Source organism: Nodularia sp. UHCC 0506 (assembly GCF_034931045.1).
Classification (GTDB): Bacteria; Cyanobacteriota; Cyanobacteriia; order Cyanobacteriales; family Nostocaceae; genus Nodularia.
Genome location: NZ_JAYGHH010000021.1, coordinates 71,557 through 74,720 on the forward strand (window position 1 = coordinate 71,557; position 3,164 = coordinate 74,720).

General features: G+C 44.4%; 2 protein-coding genes. One reads left to right on the plus strand and one right to left on the minus strand.

Annotated features, from left to right (window positions below):
* Positions 1-89: 89 nt before the first annotated feature.
* On the minus strand, positions 90-386 hold the full coding sequence (locus VB654_RS13735; protein ID WP_323214328.1) for a DUF3288 family protein: 297 nt from the start codon (positions 384-386) through the stop codon (positions 90-92).
* 233 nt (positions 387-619) lie between these two features.
* Between VB654_RS13735 and VB654_RS13740 the strand changes: the two genes are divergently transcribed.
* Positions 620-3,073, plus strand: coding sequence for an ATP-dependent Clp protease ATP-binding subunit (locus tag VB654_RS13740; RefSeq protein WP_323214329.1), 2,454 nt, complete (start codon positions 620-622; stop codon positions 3,071-3,073).
* Positions 3,074-3,164: the final 91 nt, after the last annotated feature.

Below are 3,164 nucleotides of genomic sequence, written 5' to 3' on the forward strand. Positions count from 1 at the left end.
AATGACTAATGACCAATGACCAATGACCAATGACCAATGACTAATGACCAATGACCAATGACCAATGACTAATGACCAATGACCAATGACTAATTCCAATCTTGCTCTTCTTTTTTGCCACGACTTTGATAAACTCCGCCAATATCGTGCATCTGGCGAGTTTTTTCAAAAAGTTCGGCCTCCGTCAAACCCCACTGCTGCAAAATTTGATCCAGGTCTTTTTGGATGTCTCTCGCCCCTGGAAAACCTTGATAACGAATTCTTAATCTAGCTAATTCGGCTAAATTGTAGTTTGTTGCCTCTTGAGCGAGTAAAATATTAATTGAGGAGCGATCGCGGTTATAGAGAGGATGCTGTTGGTCTTTATTTCCGTGTAATTCAGACATGATTTATACCTATAGTTGGATTATTACTTCATCCCAAATCGAGATTTAATAGTCTTTCTATCCCGCCAAAATAAATCATGACGGCAACCACACCTCACCCCATACGGCTCTCACCACTGCCATGTAACTTTAAATAAAGATACATTATCTTTAAGAAAATACAAAAAAGTTTAAATGAGGGTGAATATTTAGCTCACCCAAAGCCCAAAGCAGCAAGGGAGCAAGAACCCATTATGTTTGAACACTTCACTTCCGAAGCCATTAAAGTAATTATGTTAGCCCAGGAGGAAGCACGTCGTCTGGGACACAATTTCGTAGGGACTGAACAAATTCTCCTGGGTCTAATCGGAGAAGGGACTGGGGTTGCTGCTAAAGTGCTGGCCGAATTGGGTGTTACTCTCAAGGAAGCACGCCGCGAAGTAGAAAAAATTATCGGTAGAGGTTCTGGTTTTGTACCACCAGAAATACCTTTTACTCCCAAGGTAAAAAGCTTATTCGAGCAATCCTTTCGAGAAGCTAATAGTCTGGGCAATAACTACATCAACACAGAACACTTACTCTTAGGATTAACCGAGGCTGGTGAAGGTGTCGCCGCCAAAGTCCTACAAAATCTAGGGGTTGACCTCAAAAACGTCCGCACAAACGTCATCCGTCGTTTGGGTGAAGGTGGAACTGTTTTTGCGAGTACAGGTAGCGGTTCCAAGCGCAACCAAAATGTGACTTTAGAGGAATTTGGCAGAAACCTAACTAAATTAGCCCAAGAAGGCAAGCTTGACCCTGTAGTTGGTCGAGCCAAAGAAATTGAGCGCACCATCCAAATTCTCGGTCGCCGGACAAAGAATAATCCTGTATTGATTGGTGAACCAGGCGTTGGTAAAACTGCGATCGCCGAAGGTCTAGCTCAACGTATTGTCAATCAAGATGCACCGGAAATCTTGCTGGATAAGCAAGTTATCAGTCTTGATATGGGCATGGTAGTATCTGGAACCCGTTTTCGTGGGGACTTTGAAGAACGCCTGAAGAAAATTGTCGAAGAAGTTCGTGCTGCTGGCAATATCATTTTGGTCATTGACGAAGTTCACACCTTGGTTGGTGCTGGTGGTACAGAAGGTGGCTTAGATGCAGCCAATATCCTCAAACCTGCCTTAGCACGCGGTGAACTCCAATGTATTGGTGCAACCACTCTTAATGAATATCGTCAGCATATTGAGCGTGATGCCGCATTAGAGCGTCGTTTCCAATCAGTTCTGATCGGGGAACCATCAGTAGAAGAAACTGTGGAAATTCTCTACGGCTTGCGCGGAGCTTATGAGCAGCACCACAAAGTCCACATTTCTGACCAAGCAGTTCAAGCCGCCGCCGAATTATCAGACCGTTACATCAGCGATCGCTTTCTCCCAGATAAAGCAATTGACCTGATTGATGAAGCTGGTTCTCGTGTGCGGTTGCGAAACTCTCGAATTTCTACCAATAAAGAACTCAAAAAGCAATTAGTCGGTGTGACTAAAGCCAAAGAGGAAGCAGTCAGAACTCAGAACTTTGGCAAAGCCGGAGAACTGCGCGACGAGGAAATCAAACTCGAAGCCGATCTGCAATTTGAACCACAAGCTGAGGATTTTGTCAATTCACCCATCGTAGATGAGGAAGACATTGCTCAAATCGTCGCTTCTTGGACAGGCGTACCAGTCAACAAACTCACCGAATCTGAGTCAGAGTTGCTGCTGCACCTAGAAGACACACTCCACGAACGGTTAATTGGTCAAGAACAAGCAGTTACAGCCGTATCTCGTGCCATCCGTCGCGCCAGAGTCGGGTTAAAAAATCCCAATCGTCCCATCGCTAGTTTTATTTTCTCTGGGCCTACCGGAGTTGGTAAAACAGAATTAGCGAAATCCTTAGCATCTTACTTCTTTAGTAGCGAAGAAGCGATGATTCGCCTAGATATGTCCGAATACATGGAAGGACATACAGTTTCCAAGCTGATTGGTTCACCTCCTGGTTACGTAGGATACGACGATGGCGGACAACTCACAGAAGCCGTGCGCCGCAAACCATACTCAGTGATCCTGTTCGACGAAATCGAAAAAGCGCATCCTGATGTATTTAATATGCTGCTGCAACTTTTAGATGATGGACACCTCACCGACGCAAAAGGTCGGAAAGTGGACTTCAAAAACACCCTGATTATTCTGACTTCTAACATCGGTTCTAAGGTAATTGAAAAAGGTGGTGGTGGTTTAGGCTTTGACTTCGAGACTGCGGCCGATGCAAGCTACAACCGCATTCGTACCCTAGTAAATGAGGAACTCAAAGCATATTTCCGTCCTGAATTCCTCAACCGCTTGGATGATATTATCGTCTTCACCCAGCTTGCTAAAGATGAAGTCAAGCAAATCGCGGATATCATGCTCCGTGAACTTGCTAGTCGCTTGACTGAAAAAGGCATCACTTTAGAAGTTACAGAACGCTTTAAAGAGCGTGTCGTAGAAGAAGGCTATAACCCCAGTTACGGGGCTAGACCGTTACGCCGAGCAATTATGCGCTTGTTAGAAGATCCTCTGGCTGAAGCCATGCTTTCTGGTGAAGTCACCGATGGAGTTACAGCCACAGTGGATGTTGATGATGACAATCAGGTAACAATACATGGCTCAGAAAAGCGAGAATTACTCTTAGCTAATGCTGGCTAGTATTTCAACCTATTTACTTAATTAAAAACTTTTCCCCCTGGTCATCATACTAGGGGATTTTTTTATATTTATTCAGCAAGCTCTATTTAAG

Excerpts from the sequence above, each read along its gene's own strand:
- VB654_RS13735 (WP_323214328.1), bottom strand. The coding sequence starts at position 386 with ATGTCTGAATTACACGGAAATAAAGACCAACAGCATCCTCTCTATAAC.
- VB654_RS13740 (WP_323214329.1), top strand. The coding sequence starts at position 620 with ATGTTTGAACACTTCACTTCCGAAGCCATTAAAGTAATTATGTTAGCC.